The following is a 12,736-nucleotide window of genomic DNA, read 5'->3' on the forward strand; positions in this document are numbered from 1 at the left end:
CTCTCAATGACGGAAGTGACGCATGCCGGTGAAGACCATGGCCATGCCGTGCTCGTTGGCGGCGGCGATGACCTCTTCGTCGCGCATCGAACCGCCGGGCTGGATGACCGCCGTGATGCCGGCCTCCGCCGCTTGATCGATGCCGTCGCGGAAGGGGAAGAAGGCGTCGGAGGCCATCACCGAGCCGGCCACGACCAGGCCCGCTTGCTCGGCCTTGATGCGGGCGATGCGCGCCGAGTTGACCCGGCTCATCTGTCCGGCGCCGACCCCGACGGTCATGCGCTCACGGCCGTAGACGATGGCGTTGGACTTGACGAACTTGGCCACCCGCCAGGTGAAGAGCAGGTCGTCCATCTGCTCGGGCGTGGGCTCGCGCTCGGTCACCACCCGTACGTCGCCGGTGAGGCGCAGATCGGCGTCCTGGACCAGGAGACCGCCGTTGACCCGCTTGAAGTCGAAGCGATGGATGGACTCGCTGGCCCAGTCGCCGCAGGCGAGCAGACGCACGTTCTTCTTGGCCGCCACCACCTCGCGGGCCGCGTCCGAGATGCTGGGCGCGATGATCACCTCGACGAACTGGCGCTCGACGATGGCGCTCGCGGTCTCGGCGTCGAGCGCGCGGTTGAAGGCGATGATGCCGCCGAAGGCCGACTCCGGATCCGTCGAATAGGCGCGGTCGTAGGCCTCCAGCAGATCGGCGCCGAAGGCGACGCCGCAGGGATTGGCGTGCTTGACGATGACGCAGGCCGGGGCCTCGTCGAACTGCTTGACGCATTCGAGCGCGGCGTCGGTGTCGGCGATGTTGTTGTAGGAGAGCTCCTTGCCCTGGATCTGCTCGGCGGTCGCGATGCCGGCCTCCTCGATCGCGCGCTCGACGTAGAAGGCGGCGTTCTGGTGCGGATTCTCGCCGTAGCGCATCGATTGCTTGCGCTTGAATTGGAGACTGAGGACGCGCGGGAAGCCGGCGTCGGACTCGCCCTCGGCGCGCGCGCCCAGATAGTTGGCGATGGCGCCGTCGTAGCGGGCGGTGTGCTCGAAGACCTTGGCCGCCAGGTCGAAGCGGGTCGCGTCGCTCACGCCGCCGCTCTCGGCCATCTCGGCCAGGACGCGCGGATAGTCCGAGGCGTCCACCACCACGGTCACGCTGGCGTGGTTCTTGGCGGCTGCGCGCAGCAATGTGGGGCCGCCGATGTCGATGTTCTCGATCGCGGTCGGCAGGTCGCAGTCCGGGTTGGCGACCGTCTGCTCGAAGGGGTAGAGATTGACCACCACTAGGTCGATCGGCTGAATCTGGTTGTCGGCCATCACCTGGTCGTCGACGCCGCGACGCCCGAGGATGCCGCCGTGGATGCGCGGATGCAGCGTCTTGACGCGTCCGTCCATCATTTCCGGGAAGCCGGTGAAGTCGGAGACCTCGATCACCGGGATCCCCTGGTCGGCGAGCAGGCGGGCGGTGCCGCCGGTGGAGAGGATCTCGACGCCGCGTGCGGCGAGTTCCTTGGCGAAGTCGACCAGGCCGGTCTTGTCGGAAACGCTGATCAGAGCGCGTTGAATGGCTTGCATCTTCTGTGGTCCGGGTTCTCTGTGCTCGAGGGGTAGGGTGCTTGTACTCGGGGAGGAGCTTGCGCTCAGAAATCGCGGTCGATTCCGTAATCGGTGAGTCGCTTGCGCAGGGTGCTGCGCGTCATTCCGAGCATCCTCGAGGCATGGCTCAAATTGCCGTTGGTGTGATGGAGGACGGTCTCGAAGAGGGGGCGCTCGACCTCCTCCATGACCAGGCTGTAGAGCCCGGTCACCTCGTGATCCGCCATGTTCTCGAGATAGAACTTGAGTGCGTTGCGCACGCAGAGCGCCAGCGGGTCGGCGCGATTCGCTTCCAGGATCTGGAGCCCCGTCGATTCGTGTGGCGATGCGTCATGTGCAGCCGCTGTCTTCATGCTGCTTTCGTCTCCGTGTCGGGGCATTGATCGAAGAACGCGAGAACCCGCGACACTTGGTCGGACGGGGTCTCCGTTCGGTTGATGTCTTCTCTAAAGCTCGCCGCACCGGGCAGGTGGCGGCAGTACCAGGCGATGTGCTTGCGCGCGATGCGAACGCCGCCATGGGGACCGTAGAACAGATAGAGCGCCTCGAGGTGCTCCGTCAGGATGTCTCTGATCCAGCTCGCGGATGGAATCCGATCCGGGCGGTGGATTCCACGACCCGTTGTCCCCGGAGCGGGGGCGTCCGAGGCCAGGTCGGCGGCGATGTCGCGAAAGATCCAGGGGCGTCCCTGGGCCGCGCGTCCGATCATGATAGCATCGGCGCCCGTGTAGTCCAGAACGTGACGCGCCCGTTCGGGGCTGGCGATGTCGCCGTTGGCGATCAGCGGGATCGCGACCCGCTCGCGAATCGCCCGGATGCTGTCGTATTCGGCCGCGATCCCGTAGCTGCAGGCCCGGGTGCGTCCGTGCACCGTGAGTGCCGCGATCCCGCAGTCGCGCGCGATCTCGGCGACGCGCACCGCGTTGCGGCTCTCGGGCGACCAGCCGGTGCGGATCTTGAGCGTCACGGGGGCCGAGACGGCGCCGACCACGGCCTCCAGGATGCGCCCGATCAGCCGTTCGTCGCGCAGCAGCGCCGATCCCGCTGCCACCTTGCAGACCTTCTTCGCCGGACAGCCCATGTTGATGTCGAGGATGTCGGCCCCGAGGTCGATGTTGATCCGTGCCGCCTCGGCCATCTCGGCCGGGTCGGAGCCGAGGATCTGGGCCGAGACCGGACCCTCCTCGCCGTCGTAGTCGAGCCGTTTGAGCGACTTGCGCTGGCCCCAGAGCGTGGTGTTGGACGACACCATCTCGGCGACGGCGAGGCCGGCGCCCATGCGGCGGCAGATCGCCCGGTAGGGGCGGTCGGTGATGCCGGCCATCGGGGCCAGGATCAGGTTGTTGGCGAGCCTGTAGGGGCCGATGCTGAAGGGGCGGAGGAGCGGGGTAGGGGATTCGGCCACGGGAGAGCGAGAGAGGGTTGGATTGTTTCTCTAGGATGACGAAAGTCTATGATGACCTAGAGTGCGGTCGCGGTCGAGTCGACCGCGACGGATGGGGATGGCGACCAGCCCGGGGCGTGGATCAGGTGCGGGGACGTCGTCCGCAGATCAGCGCCCAGTCCTCGCGTAGCCGCGTGGGCTTGAGCTGGATCCGGTCGGCGTAGGCGGCGCGGACGCCCTCGACCTGATCGGCCAGGACGCCCGAAAGCACCAGGTCGGCGCCCGGTTGCAGGCGGGCGATCAGGGTCGGGGCCAGGCTCACCAGAGGACCGGCGAGGATGTTGGCCAGCACGCAGTCCACCGATTGTTTGGGTGCCTCCTCGGGGAGATAGACCTCGAGACGCTCGGAGACCCCGTTGGCCGCGGCATTGTCATGGGTGGCGTCCAGGGCCTGCTGGTCGTGGTCGACGGCGATGGCGCGCTCGGCACCCAGCTTGAGCGCGGCGATGGCGAGGATGCCCGAGCCGCAGCCGAAATCCAGGACGGTCTTGCCGGCGAGGTCGGCACCGTCTAGCCATTCGAGACAGAGCGCCGTGGTGGCGTGATGCCCGGTGCCGAAGGCCAGACCAGGATCCAGATCCACCACCACCGCATCCTCGGCGTCCGGCGGCTGTCCGTGCGGACAGACCCAGAGGCGCCGGCCGAAGCGGGTCGGCCTGAAGCTGTCCATCCAGACGCGTTCCCAGACCTGGTCCTCGATCCGCTCGATGCGCGGCGGCGTCTCCAGTCGCTCGGCGAGGCTGGCGGCCAGACGCTCGACCAGCGCCTGGTTCTCCGGGTCGCTCTCGAACAGGGCCGTGAGCGTCACCTGGGACCAGAGCGGGGTCTCGCCCGGGCCGGGCTCGAGCTGGGGCTCGTCCCCGGCGTCCCCGAGCGTGACCGAGAGCGCACCGGCCATCTCCAGGTTCAGCGAATAGGTCTCCGCCTCGGCGCGCGGGACATCGAATGAGAGCTGCAACCAGGGCACGTTACATCCCGAGCTTCTTTTCGAGATAGTGGATGTTCGCCCCGCCGGCCAGGAAGGCGCCGTCGCGCAGGATGGAGCGCTGGAGCTTGATGTTGGTGTTGATGCCGTCGATCACGGTCTCGCGCAGGGCGTTGCACATGCGGGCGACCGCGGCCTCGCGGTCCTCGCCATGGGTGATCAGCTTGCCGATCATGGAGTCGTAGTGACAGGGCACCGTGTAGCCGGAATAGATGTGGGTCTCGACCCGCACGCCCGGTCCGCCCGGGGCATGGAACTCGGTGATCTTGCCCGGGCTCGGCATGAAGGTCTCCGAGTCCTCGGCGTTGATGCGGCACTCGATGGCATGACCGCGCATCTGGATGTCCTGCTGCTGATAGCGCAGCGGCTCGCCGGCGGCGATCAGGATCTGCTCCTTGAGGATGTCGACGCCCGTGACCATCTCGGTGACCGGATGCTCGACCTGGACGCGGGTGTTCATCTCGATGAAGTAGAAGTGCCCGTTCTCGTAGAGGAACTCGAAGGTCCCGGCGCCGCGATAGCCGATGCTGCGGCAGGCCGCCGCGCAGCGTTCGCCGATCTCCTGGCGCTGTTCCTCGGTGATGCCTGGGGCGGGGGCCTCCTCCAGCACCTTCTGATGGCGACGCTGCATGGAGCAGTCGCGCTCGCCGAGATGGATGGCGTTGCCCATCTGATCGGCGAGGACCTGGAACTCGACGTGGCGCGGGTTCTCCAGGTACTTCTCCATGTAGACCATGTCGTTGTTGAAGGCCGCCGCCGCCTCCGCCTTGGTCAGGGAGATGGCGTTGAGCAGGGTCGCCTCGGAATGCACCACGCGCATGCCGCGGCCGCCGCCGCCGCCGGACGCCTTGATCATGATCGGGTAGCCGATCTCGCGCGCCAGTTCCAGGGTGCGCTTCTTGTTGTCGTCGACCGGCCCGTCCGAGCCGGGCACGCAGGGTACGCCGGCCGCCTTCATGGCGGCGATGGCCGAGACCTTGTCGCCCATCATGCGGATGGTCTCTGGGCGCGGTCCGATGAAGATGAATCCGGAACGCTCGACGCGCTCGGCGAAGTCGGCGTTCTCGGACAGGAAGCCGTAGCCGGGGTGGATGGCGACCGTGTCCGTGACCTCGGCCGCGCTGATGAGGGCCGGTACGTTCAGGTAGCTCTGCATCGCTGGGGCGGGTCCGATGCAGACCGACTCGTCCGCCAGCAGCACGTGTTTCAGGTCGCGGTCGGCCTCGGAATGGACGGCGACGGTCTTGATCCCGAGCTCGCGGCAGGCGCGCAGGATGCGCAGTGCGATCTCGCCCCGATTGGCGATCAGAACCTTCTCGATCATTGCAGCCATGATGGGAGTGTCTTCGGTTGGGGACGGCAGATTGGATCGGCCCGGCGCCCTGTCGGGCGCCCCTCGGGCCGGACGCGGTGGCGCGACGCGCTCGGACGCCTCTCGGGGGAGCGCGCGCGGGTCATTCGATCACGAACAACGGCTGGTTGTACTCGACCGGCTGACCGTTCTCGACCAGGATGCGCTTGACCGTGCCCGCCTGCTCGCACTCGATCTGGTTGAGGATCTTCATGGCCTCGATGATGCAGAGCGTATCGCCGGACTTGACCGACTGTCCTTCCTCGACGAATGGCTTGGAGCCGGGCGCCGGGGCGCGATAGAAGGTTCCGACCATGGGCGAGCGCACGATCTCGCCAAGGAGTTCGTCTTCGTCCTCTGTCTCGGGTTCTGCGGCGGTCACCACCGTCGGCGCTGTTGGGGCGGCCGCGGTCGGCATGGCCTGCGGCATGTAGAACGGCATGCTGGAGCTGCCGTGTCGGCTGATGCGCACCGACTCCTCGCCCTCGTGGATCTCGATCTCGGCGACGTCGGATTGCTCCAACAGCTCGATCAACTTCTTAACCTTGCGGATATCCATTGTCACTTGTTCTCGTTCGTGTGGTCTTGCGCCAGTCGGCTGAGCGCGGCGCGTAGCGCCAGTGCGTATCCCTGGACCCCGAGCCCGCAGATCACGCCCACCGCGATATCGGAGAAATAGGAATGGGCGCGAAACGGCTCGCGGGCGTGCACGTTCGAGATGTGCACCTCGATGAAGGGGATCGCCACGCCAAGCAGGGCGTCGCGCAAGGCGACGCTGGTATGGGTGAAGGCCGCCGGATTGATGATGATGAAATCCACCCCGCTCTGCGGGGCGCGATGGATGGCCTCGATCAGGACATGCTCGGCGTTGCTCTGTAGGAACTCGAGTTCATGACCTTCGGACCGCGCGGTCGACTCCAGATCGCGCTGGATGTCCGCCAGGGTCGTGCGGCCATAGACTCCGGGTTCCCGGGTGCCGAGCAGATTGAGATTGGGTCCGTTGAGGACCAGGATCGAGGCCATGGCGCCAATTGCCTTCCAGACGGTAGTCGATTTCGGGGCTTGCCAGTCCGGTCGGAATCGGCGGCAAATCGCGTCGAATTGTCCGGAATTCGCGGGATATTGTCCAGTCGCAGAGTAGGACGGACGGATGACCTGATCTTGACTCGGCTCGTACCTGCTCGATCTCTTTCTGCAATCGCAACTCGGATTCGCGGACGTGCCCTTGGGTGGCCAGGTTCGGCAGGTGCGGGTAGCGATCTTCCAGGCGCTCGAACGCCTCGGCGATCACCCGTGCGCGTGCGCGATCGTCCGGGGCCGAGGTCAGCGCATCGTACAGTTCGACGACTGAACTCATATGTCGGTTCTCATCAGCGGATGGCTTGGATTCTCGAATAAGTCCGCGGAGTCCTCGCAACCAGTGTGCAGCGAGGGCTCGGTCGGTCTCAGTCGAGGGCCTTGTACGACAGCAGGGTGGATGGGGCGATCAGGGGGGCGAGCTGTTCGTTCAGTTCGGCTTCGGTCATGGGGCCGAGCTGACTGAAGACCCGCCGGCCGCGGCGATCGAAGACGATGGTGAAGGGCAGCCCCTCGAGCCGGTTGCCGAGCCGTTTGGAGAGCTCGATCACCTCGGGATCGGCGATGAGCAGAGGATAATTGATGGGGTGCTCCGCGACGAAGTCTCGGACGTCCTGGGGGCGGTCCACCGCGATGCCCACGAACTGCACGCCCGAATCCCCGAGCGCCTCCTGGGTGCCGACGAAGAGCGGCAACTCCTCCAGGCAGGCGGGGCACCAGGGGGCCCAGTAGCTGAGGACCAGCACCTTTCCGGCCCAGGCGTTGCTCGGGACCTCGCGTCCGTCGAGGTCGGTCAGGCGGAAGTCGGGCAGGGTGTCGAGACGGTTTCGGCTGCGGTCCGCGAGCCCTTCGACCAGCGGGCTCTCGCCCAGCCATTGCTGGCCGAAGATGGCGGCACCGATGCTGATGCCTCCGGCCAGAAAGGTGACCAGGACGACCTTGATCGGCTTCATGGCTGGATCCTCCGAAGATGGGCCGCGAACTCCTCCGCGGGCTTGAAGCCCACCAGCCGGAGGTGGACCTGCTCGGAACCGCTGGTATCGAAGAAGAGGATGGCCGGCGGTCCGGGGATGCCGAACCGCTCCTGCATGAGGGCGCGATCCGCCGCGTCGTTGGCGGTCACGTCGGCCTGCAGCAGGCTGAAGCGCGCCATCTCGGTCGTCACGGCCGGATCGCTGAAGGTGTAGCGTTCCATCTCCTTGCAGGAGACGCACCAGTCGGCATAGAAATCCAGCATCGTGGGCCGGCCGGCCGCGCGCGCCTCGGCGAGGGCGCGCTCCAGATCCTCGGTCGTCTTGATGCGCGCGAACGAGGCATGCTCGGCGCTCGGCGCGAGCGTGCCCGCCACAAGTCCGCGCAGCGGTTGGATCGTGTCCTTGCCGCCAGCGGCGGCGCCCACCAGCATGAGGGCGCCATAGACGAGCAGGGCGACGCCGAGTCCCTTCCATAGCTTGGCCCAGCCTCCGCTGTCGTGCGGAAGGTGGCTGAGCGCCCCGAGATAGACCGCCGAGCAGATGGCCAGCAGCCCCCAGAGCGCCATAGCGATGGCGGGCGGCAGGATGCGTTCGAGCAGCAGGATGGCGACGCCGAGCAGTGCGACCCCGAAGACCGCCTTCACGGCATCCATCCAGACCCCGGCGCGGGGCAGCAGCTTGCCGGCCGAGGTGCCGATGGCGATGAGCGGTGCGCCCATGCCGAGGCTCAGCGCGAAGAGCGCGAGTCCGCCGAGCAGCGCATCGCCGGTCTGGCTGATGTAGATGAGCGCACCGAACAGCGGCGGCGCGACGCAGGGTCCGACGATGAGTGCCGAAAGCAGGCCCATGATGGCCACCCCGATGAGTGTGCCGCCCTGCTGGCGGTTGCTGATCGCGGCCAGGCGGGTCTGCAGGCTCGAGGGCAGCTGCAGGTCGTAGAAGCCGAACATGGAGAGCGCCAGCAGCACGAACACCAGCGCGAACGACGAGAGGATCCAGGGATCCTGGAACAGTGCCTGCAGATTGGCGCCGAACAGACCCGCCAGGACGCCGGCGATCGTATAGGTCAGCGCCATGGCTAGAACGTAGACGAGCGAGAGCACGAAGGCCTTGCCGGTCGTGATCCGGTCCCCGTGACCGGCGATGATGCCCGAGAGGATGGGGATCATGGGGAAGACGCAGGGCGTGAAGGCGAGCAGCAGTCCGAAACCGAAGAAGGCCGCGACGATGACCCAGAGGCTGCCTCCGGCGAGGACGGCGGCGATTCGGTCCTGTTCGGACGCAGGGGGTACGGTGCTCGGTTCGGGGGTGCGCGTCGCGGTCGTCCGAGCGGCGTCGGGCGTTGCGGTCATGGCCGGCGCGGTGACGTCGGCCGCCGGCAGATCGAGCTGCACCCGTTGGGTCTGGGGCGGATAGCAGATGCCGAGTTCCGCGCAGCCCTGGTATCTGGCGATCAGCGTGATCCGGGTCGGCTCTCGGATCTCGCGCAGGAGGGGCAGTGTCATATCCACCCGGCCGTGGTAGACCTGGATGTCGCCGAGGCTGCCGTCCGGCAGTACCGCGTCCTCCTTGGTCTCACCCTCGGGCAGCTCGAAGACGCCGAGTCGGACGCCGTCGGAGGCTTCGAGGCCGATCTGGACCAAGTGACGATAGAGGTAGGTGCCGGGGGCGATGTCCCAGGTCAATTGGATACGGTCCGGCGCGGCGACCTCGGCCTGGAAGCGGAATGCCTCTTCCGCGGTCAGCAGTTCGTCCTCGCTGGATATGCCGAAGGAGTCCTGCAGTCCGAGCGCATCTGAGACCCTGGCCGGCTCGTGATCGGGCGGAACCGGGTCTGCGGTGGGGCCGGACGCGGCTGTCGAGTCGGCCATGGGCGGCAGGTCGACCGACAGTGTCCGGCGGTGAGGCGGATAGCAGAGTCCGGCCTCGGCGCAGCCCTGAGAGGTCAGTTCGAGCTCGAGCCGGTCTCCGGCGCCGGCCTCTCGGTCGACGGGGACGCGAATGGCGACGCTGTCGTGATAGATGGGGACGGCGCCGAAGAATTCGTCCTGCTTGATTTCTGCTTCGGGAAGCTGGGGGCGGCCGAGTTCGATGCCGACACTCTCGGACTCGACGCGGAATTTGCTCTGGTAGAGGTAATAGCCCTCGGCGATGTCCCAACGGACCTGAATGGTGTCCGGTCCGAGCACCTGAACCGATGGCTTGAACGCCTGATCGGGCTGGAGGAATTCATCGTCGGCGAGCGCCGGCTGCGCCAGCATCGCCAATAGCAGGATTAGGACGGAGGACCAGGTGCGCGGCCGATGGTGTCGGAGGGCGAACTCGTCCTCGGCATGGGGTTCCAGGTCTCTGTTCCGTGATTTCACGAAGATGTGCATGCATCCACCCAGCTCAGATAGTCGGAAAGTCCTTCGGTGATCGGAAGCGCGATGATCTCGGGCACCTCGTAGGGATGCAACTCGCGCAGCCGCTCGATGAGTTCGGAGACGCGTTCGGCGCCCGTCTTGACGAGCAGCAGCGTTTCGCTGTCCTGCTGGACCGCGTCCTCCCAGCGGTAAACTGAACGGATGCCCGGAAGGATGTTGACGCAGGCGGCCAGCCGTTCGTCGACCAGCCGCTCGGCCAGTGCCTGGGCCGTTTCCGGGTCGGGGCAGGTGCAGAGCAGCAGACGATGTCGTGAATGCATGGTCGGGATCCTCGCACGGGGCCTCGCGATGGCCCCGAGCTCTTGGGGTCTCGGGTCGAGTGGCATCGATCAGGGGTTTGATGGCGATCGCATCCCGAGGTTTCATTTCGCGTCCCGATTCGACTGGAATTCGCCCTCGGGGTCTCTCGGCTTGGACTTTATCAGGCCGGACCGGTATGTTTCAGGTTCAAAGATGCGTCGAGCCGGTGCCGCGACCGAGCCGCCGAACATGGCTGGCCGAGCGGGGCGATACCGGCTCCGGAAGAACTGCGCCGGCGAATGCGCCGAGAGAGACCTTCATGCCCCTCATCATCCTATCCCTGTTCATCGGCCTGCCGCTGATCGAGCTCTATTTCCTGATCCAGGTCGGGGACGAGATCGGGGCCTTGCCCACGATCGCGCTCTCCATCCTCACCGCCATCATCGGAACCTGGCTGGTGCGCCTCCAGGGGTTCGGTCTTTTGATGCGTGTCCGCGAGGTGATGGACCGTGGCGAGGTTCCCGCCTTGGAGATGCTGGACGGCGCCCTCATCCTGGTGGCCGGACTCTTTCTGCTGCTGCCGGGCTTTCTGACCGATGGACTGGGTTTCCTGCTGCTCGTGCCTCCGTTCCGTCGCTGGATGGTGTCGCGCTTCGTTCGCGTCGTCCCCGCACAGGGGCACCCCGGTCAGCCCGCTGGTCAAGGGCCTCGCGTCATCGAGGGCGACTATCGCCGCGAGGACTGATGACGCGAATCCCGCCGTTCGAGGCTGCCCGCTCTTGGCGGCGCGATCGCTCATGTGAGACGGTCGATGTCGGTTGCGCTCCCTGTCGATGGGGGCTCGGCATCGTCCGCCGGTTCGGCCCGCTCCTGTGACGGCGACTGTCTGGTCGGGCTGAATCGCCAGCCGGTGTCGTCCCACGTCTCTTCCGTCCATCCCTCGCGTGCCTCGCTCCTCGACTCAAGCCTTGACAGCTGAATATTTGGCTCTACCATTAGCACTCATTTCCAGTGAGTGCTAACAGGCCGGGCAGCCAGTCTCGTATCTCGGCACTCATCCATCACTTCTCAACCAAGCGAGGAGATTCTTCATGAACATCCGTCCTTTGCACGACCGCGTCGTTGTCCGTCGCATGGAAGAAGAGCGCACGACCGCCGGTGGCATCGTGATCCCCGATTCCGCGACCGAAAAGCCGATCCAGGGCGAGATCGTCGCCGTCGGCAACGGCAAGATCCTCGACAGCGGCGAGGCTCGTCCGCTCGACGTCAAGGTCGGCGACCGCGTTCTCTTCGGCAAGTATTCCGGCACCGAGGTCAAGCTCGACGGTCAGGAGTTCCTGGTGATGCGTGAAGAAGACATCATGGGTGTCGTCGAGGGCTGAGCCCCTCCGCCCGGTCTGCATCTCACCGACCAGTTATTCCCACAGATCAAGAATTCAACCGAGGTAATCAGAGAATGAGCGCAAAAGACGTGAAGTTCGGCGGCGACGCCCGTGCCCGCATGATGGAAGGTGTCAATGTTCTCGCCAACGCCGTCAAGGTCACCCTGGGCCCCAAGGGCCGCAACGTGGTGCTGGAGAAGTCCTTCGGCGCGCCGACCGTCACCAAGGACGGCGTCTCCGTCGCGAAGGAAGTCGAGCTGAGCGACAAGTTCGAGAACATGGGCGCCCAGATGGTCAAGGAAGTCGCCTCCAAGACCTCCGACATCGCCGGTGACGGTACCACCACCGCGACCGTTCTCGCCCAGGCCATGGTCCGCGAGGGTCTGAAGGCAGTCGCCGCCGGCATGAACCCCATGGACCTCAAGCGCGGTATCGACAAGGCGGTCGAGGCGGCTACCGCCGAGCTGCGCAGCCTGTCCAAGCCCTGCACCGAGTCCAAGGCCATCGCCCAGGTCGGCACCATCTCGGCCAACTCCGACGAGTCGATCGGCAACATCATCGCCGAGGCGATGGAGAAGGTCGGCAAGGAAGGCGTCATCACCGTCGAGGACGGCACCTCCCTGAACAACGAGCTGGACGTCGTCGAAGGCATGCAGTTCGATCGCGGCTATCTGTCGCCCTACTTCATCAACAACCAGCAGAGCCAGAGCGCCGAGCTCGACGCGCCCTACATCCTGCTGTTCGACAAGAAGATCTCGAACATCCGCGATCTGCTGCCCGTGCTCGAGGCCGTCGCCAAGGCCAGCCGTCCGCTGCTGATCATCGCCGAGGACGTCGAGGGCGAGGCCCTGGCGACCCTGGTCGTCAACACCATCCGCGGCATCGTCAAGGTCTGCGCCGTCAAGGCTCCGGGCTTCGGTGACCGTCGCAAGGCCATGCTGCAGGATATCGCCATCCTGACCGGCGCCACCGTCATCTCCGAAGAGGTGGGTCTGTCGCTGGAGAAGGCCACCCTCAACGATCTGGGTACCGCCAAGAAGATCCAGGTCGGCAAGGACGAGACCACCATCATCGACGGCGCCGGCTCCGAGCAGGATATCAAGGCCCGCTGCGAGCAGATCCGCGCCCAGGTCGAGGAGACCAGCTCCGACTACGACCGCGAGAAGCTCCAGGAGCGTCTCGCCAAGCTGGCCGGCGGCGTGGCCGTGATCAAGGTCGGCGCCGCCACCGAGATCGAGATGAAGGAGAAGAAGGCGCGCGTCGAGGACGCCCT

The 12,736-nt window shown here is 66.1% G+C and carries 13 protein-coding genes and 1 pseudogene; 3 read left to right on the forward strand and 11 right to left on the reverse strand.

Annotated elements, in window-relative coordinates; genetic code table 11:
• Positions 1 to 3: 3 nt before the first annotated feature.
• The 11 genes and pseudogenes from purH to cutA form a co-directional block, all read right to left on the reverse strand.
• Positions 4 to 1,563 (reverse strand): bifunctional phosphoribosylaminoimidazolecarboxamide formyltransferase/IMP cyclohydrolase, encoded by a 1,560-nt coding sequence (gene purH / locus D779_RS03490; RefSeq protein WP_043749430.1) that lies wholly within the window; start codon positions 1,561 to 1,563, stop codon positions 4 to 6.
• 65 nt (positions 1,564 to 1,628) lie between these two features.
• Positions 1,629 to 1,937, reverse strand: a complete 309-nt coding sequence (locus D779_RS03495) for a helix-turn-helix domain-containing protein (protein WP_043749432.1) — start codon at positions 1,935 to 1,937, stop codon at positions 1,629 to 1,631.
• Positions 1,934 to 2,989, reverse strand: a complete 1,056-nt coding sequence (gene dusB / locus D779_RS03500) for a tRNA dihydrouridine synthase DusB (protein ID WP_043749435.1) — start codon at positions 2,987 to 2,989, stop codon at positions 1,934 to 1,936. The genes D779_RS03495 and dusB overlap by 4 nt, the downstream gene beginning before the upstream one ends.
• Positions 2,990 to 3,110: 121 nt before the next feature.
• A complete protein-coding gene (gene prmA / locus D779_RS03505) occupies positions 3,111 to 3,995 on the reverse strand; it encodes a 50S ribosomal protein L11 methyltransferase (RefSeq protein WP_043749437.1) in 885 nt (294 codons plus the stop codon).
• Between the two features lies 1 nt (position 3,996).
• Entirely contained in the window at positions 3,997 to 5,337 is a 1,341-nt protein-coding gene (accC, locus tag D779_RS03510) for an acetyl-CoA carboxylase biotin carboxylase subunit (protein WP_043749513.1), read from the reverse strand.
• 130 nt (positions 5,338 to 5,467) lie between these two features.
• The gene (accB, locus tag D779_RS03515) at positions 5,468 to 5,923 is read right to left on the reverse strand and encodes an acetyl-CoA carboxylase biotin carboxyl carrier protein (protein ID WP_043749439.1); all 456 of its coding nucleotides are present in this window, start codon (positions 5,921 to 5,923) and stop codon (positions 5,468 to 5,470) included.
• Between the two features lie 2 nt (positions 5,924 to 5,925).
• Positions 5,926 to 6,387: a type II 3-dehydroquinate dehydratase gene (gene aroQ / locus D779_RS03520; protein WP_043749442.1), complete on the reverse strand. Its 462-nt coding sequence runs from the start codon at positions 6,385 to 6,387 to the stop codon at positions 5,926 to 5,928.
• 141 nt (positions 6,388 to 6,528) lie between these two features.
• Positions 6,529 to 6,721: pseudogene (locus D779_RS22755) on the reverse strand (DUF1640 domain-containing protein); the annotation flags it as partial.
• 88 nt (positions 6,722 to 6,809) lie between these two features.
• The gene (locus tag D779_RS03525; RefSeq protein ID WP_043749445.1) at positions 6,810 to 7,394 is read right to left on the reverse strand and encodes a TlpA family protein disulfide reductase; all 585 of its coding nucleotides are present in this window, start codon (positions 7,392 to 7,394) and stop codon (positions 6,810 to 6,812) included.
• Entirely contained in the window at positions 7,391 to 9,676 is a 2,286-nt protein-coding gene (dsbD, locus tag D779_RS03530; RefSeq protein ID WP_052347776.1) for a protein-disulfide reductase DsbD, read from the reverse strand. Before dsbD ends, D779_RS03525 begins: the two co-directional genes overlap by 4 nt.
• Before the next feature lie 101 nt (positions 9,677 to 9,777).
• Positions 9,778 to 10,101: a divalent-cation tolerance protein CutA gene (gene cutA / locus D779_RS03535; RefSeq protein WP_043749448.1), complete on the reverse strand. Its 324-nt coding sequence runs from the start codon at positions 10,099 to 10,101 to the stop codon at positions 9,778 to 9,780.
• Between the two features lie 299 nt (positions 10,102 to 10,400).
• Here cutA and D779_RS03540 point away from each other — a divergent pair, with 299 nt between their 5' ends.
• The 3 genes from D779_RS03540 to groL form a co-directional block, all read left to right on the forward strand.
• Positions 10,401 to 10,826 carry an FxsA family protein gene (locus D779_RS03540; protein WP_043749519.1) on the forward strand — a complete coding sequence of 142 codons (426 nt, stop codon included), beginning with the start codon at positions 10,401 to 10,403 and terminating at the stop codon, positions 10,824 to 10,826.
• Between the two features lie 346 nt (positions 10,827 to 11,172).
• The gene (gene groES, locus D779_RS03545; RefSeq protein WP_043749452.1) at positions 11,173 to 11,463 is read left to right on the forward strand and encodes a co-chaperone GroES; all 291 of its coding nucleotides are present in this window, start codon (positions 11,173 to 11,175) and stop codon (positions 11,461 to 11,463) included.
• A gap of 74 nt (positions 11,464 to 11,537) precedes the next feature.
• On the forward strand, positions 11,538 to 12,736 hold a 1,199-nt coding region (groL, locus tag D779_RS03550), incomplete at its 3' end, for a chaperonin GroEL (RefSeq protein ID WP_043749522.1).

Origin of the sequence: Imhoffiella purpurea (assembly GCF_000585215.1) — a bacterium.
Taxonomy (GTDB): domain Bacteria; phylum Pseudomonadota; class Gammaproteobacteria; order Chromatiales; family Chromatiaceae; genus Imhoffiella; species Imhoffiella purpurea.

Coding starts and splice junctions, on each gene's coding strand:
- dsbD (WP_052347776.1), bottom strand. CDS start 9,676: ATGCTGGCGCAGCCGGCGCTCGCCGACGATGAATTCCTCCAGCCCGAT.
- accB (WP_043749439.1), bottom strand. CDS start 5,923: ATGGATATCCGCAAGGTTAAGAAGTTGATCGAGCTGTTGGAGCAATCC.
- purH (WP_043749430.1), bottom strand. CDS start 1,563: ATGCAAGCCATTCAACGCGCTCTGATCAGCGTTTCCGACAAGACCGGC.
- accC (WP_043749513.1), bottom strand. CDS start 5,337: ATGATCGAGAAGGTTCTGATCGCCAATCGGGGCGAGATCGCACTGCGC.
- D779_RS03495 (WP_043749432.1), bottom strand. CDS start 1,937: ATGAAGACAGCGGCTGCACATGACGCATCGCCACACGAATCGACGGGG.
- D779_RS03540 (WP_043749519.1), top strand. CDS start 10,401: ATGCCCCTCATCATCCTATCCCTGTTCATCGGCCTGCCGCTGATCGAG.
- groES (WP_043749452.1), top strand. CDS start 11,173: ATGAACATCCGTCCTTTGCACGACCGCGTCGTTGTCCGTCGCATGGAA.
- aroQ (WP_043749442.1), bottom strand. CDS start 6,387: ATGGCCTCGATCCTGGTCCTCAACGGACCCAATCTCAATCTGCTCGGC.
- cutA (WP_043749448.1), bottom strand. CDS start 10,101: ATGCATTCACGACATCGTCTGCTGCTCTGCACCTGCCCCGACCCGGAA.
- D779_RS03525 (WP_043749445.1), bottom strand. CDS start 7,394: ATGAAGCCGATCAAGGTCGTCCTGGTCACCTTTCTGGCCGGAGGCATC.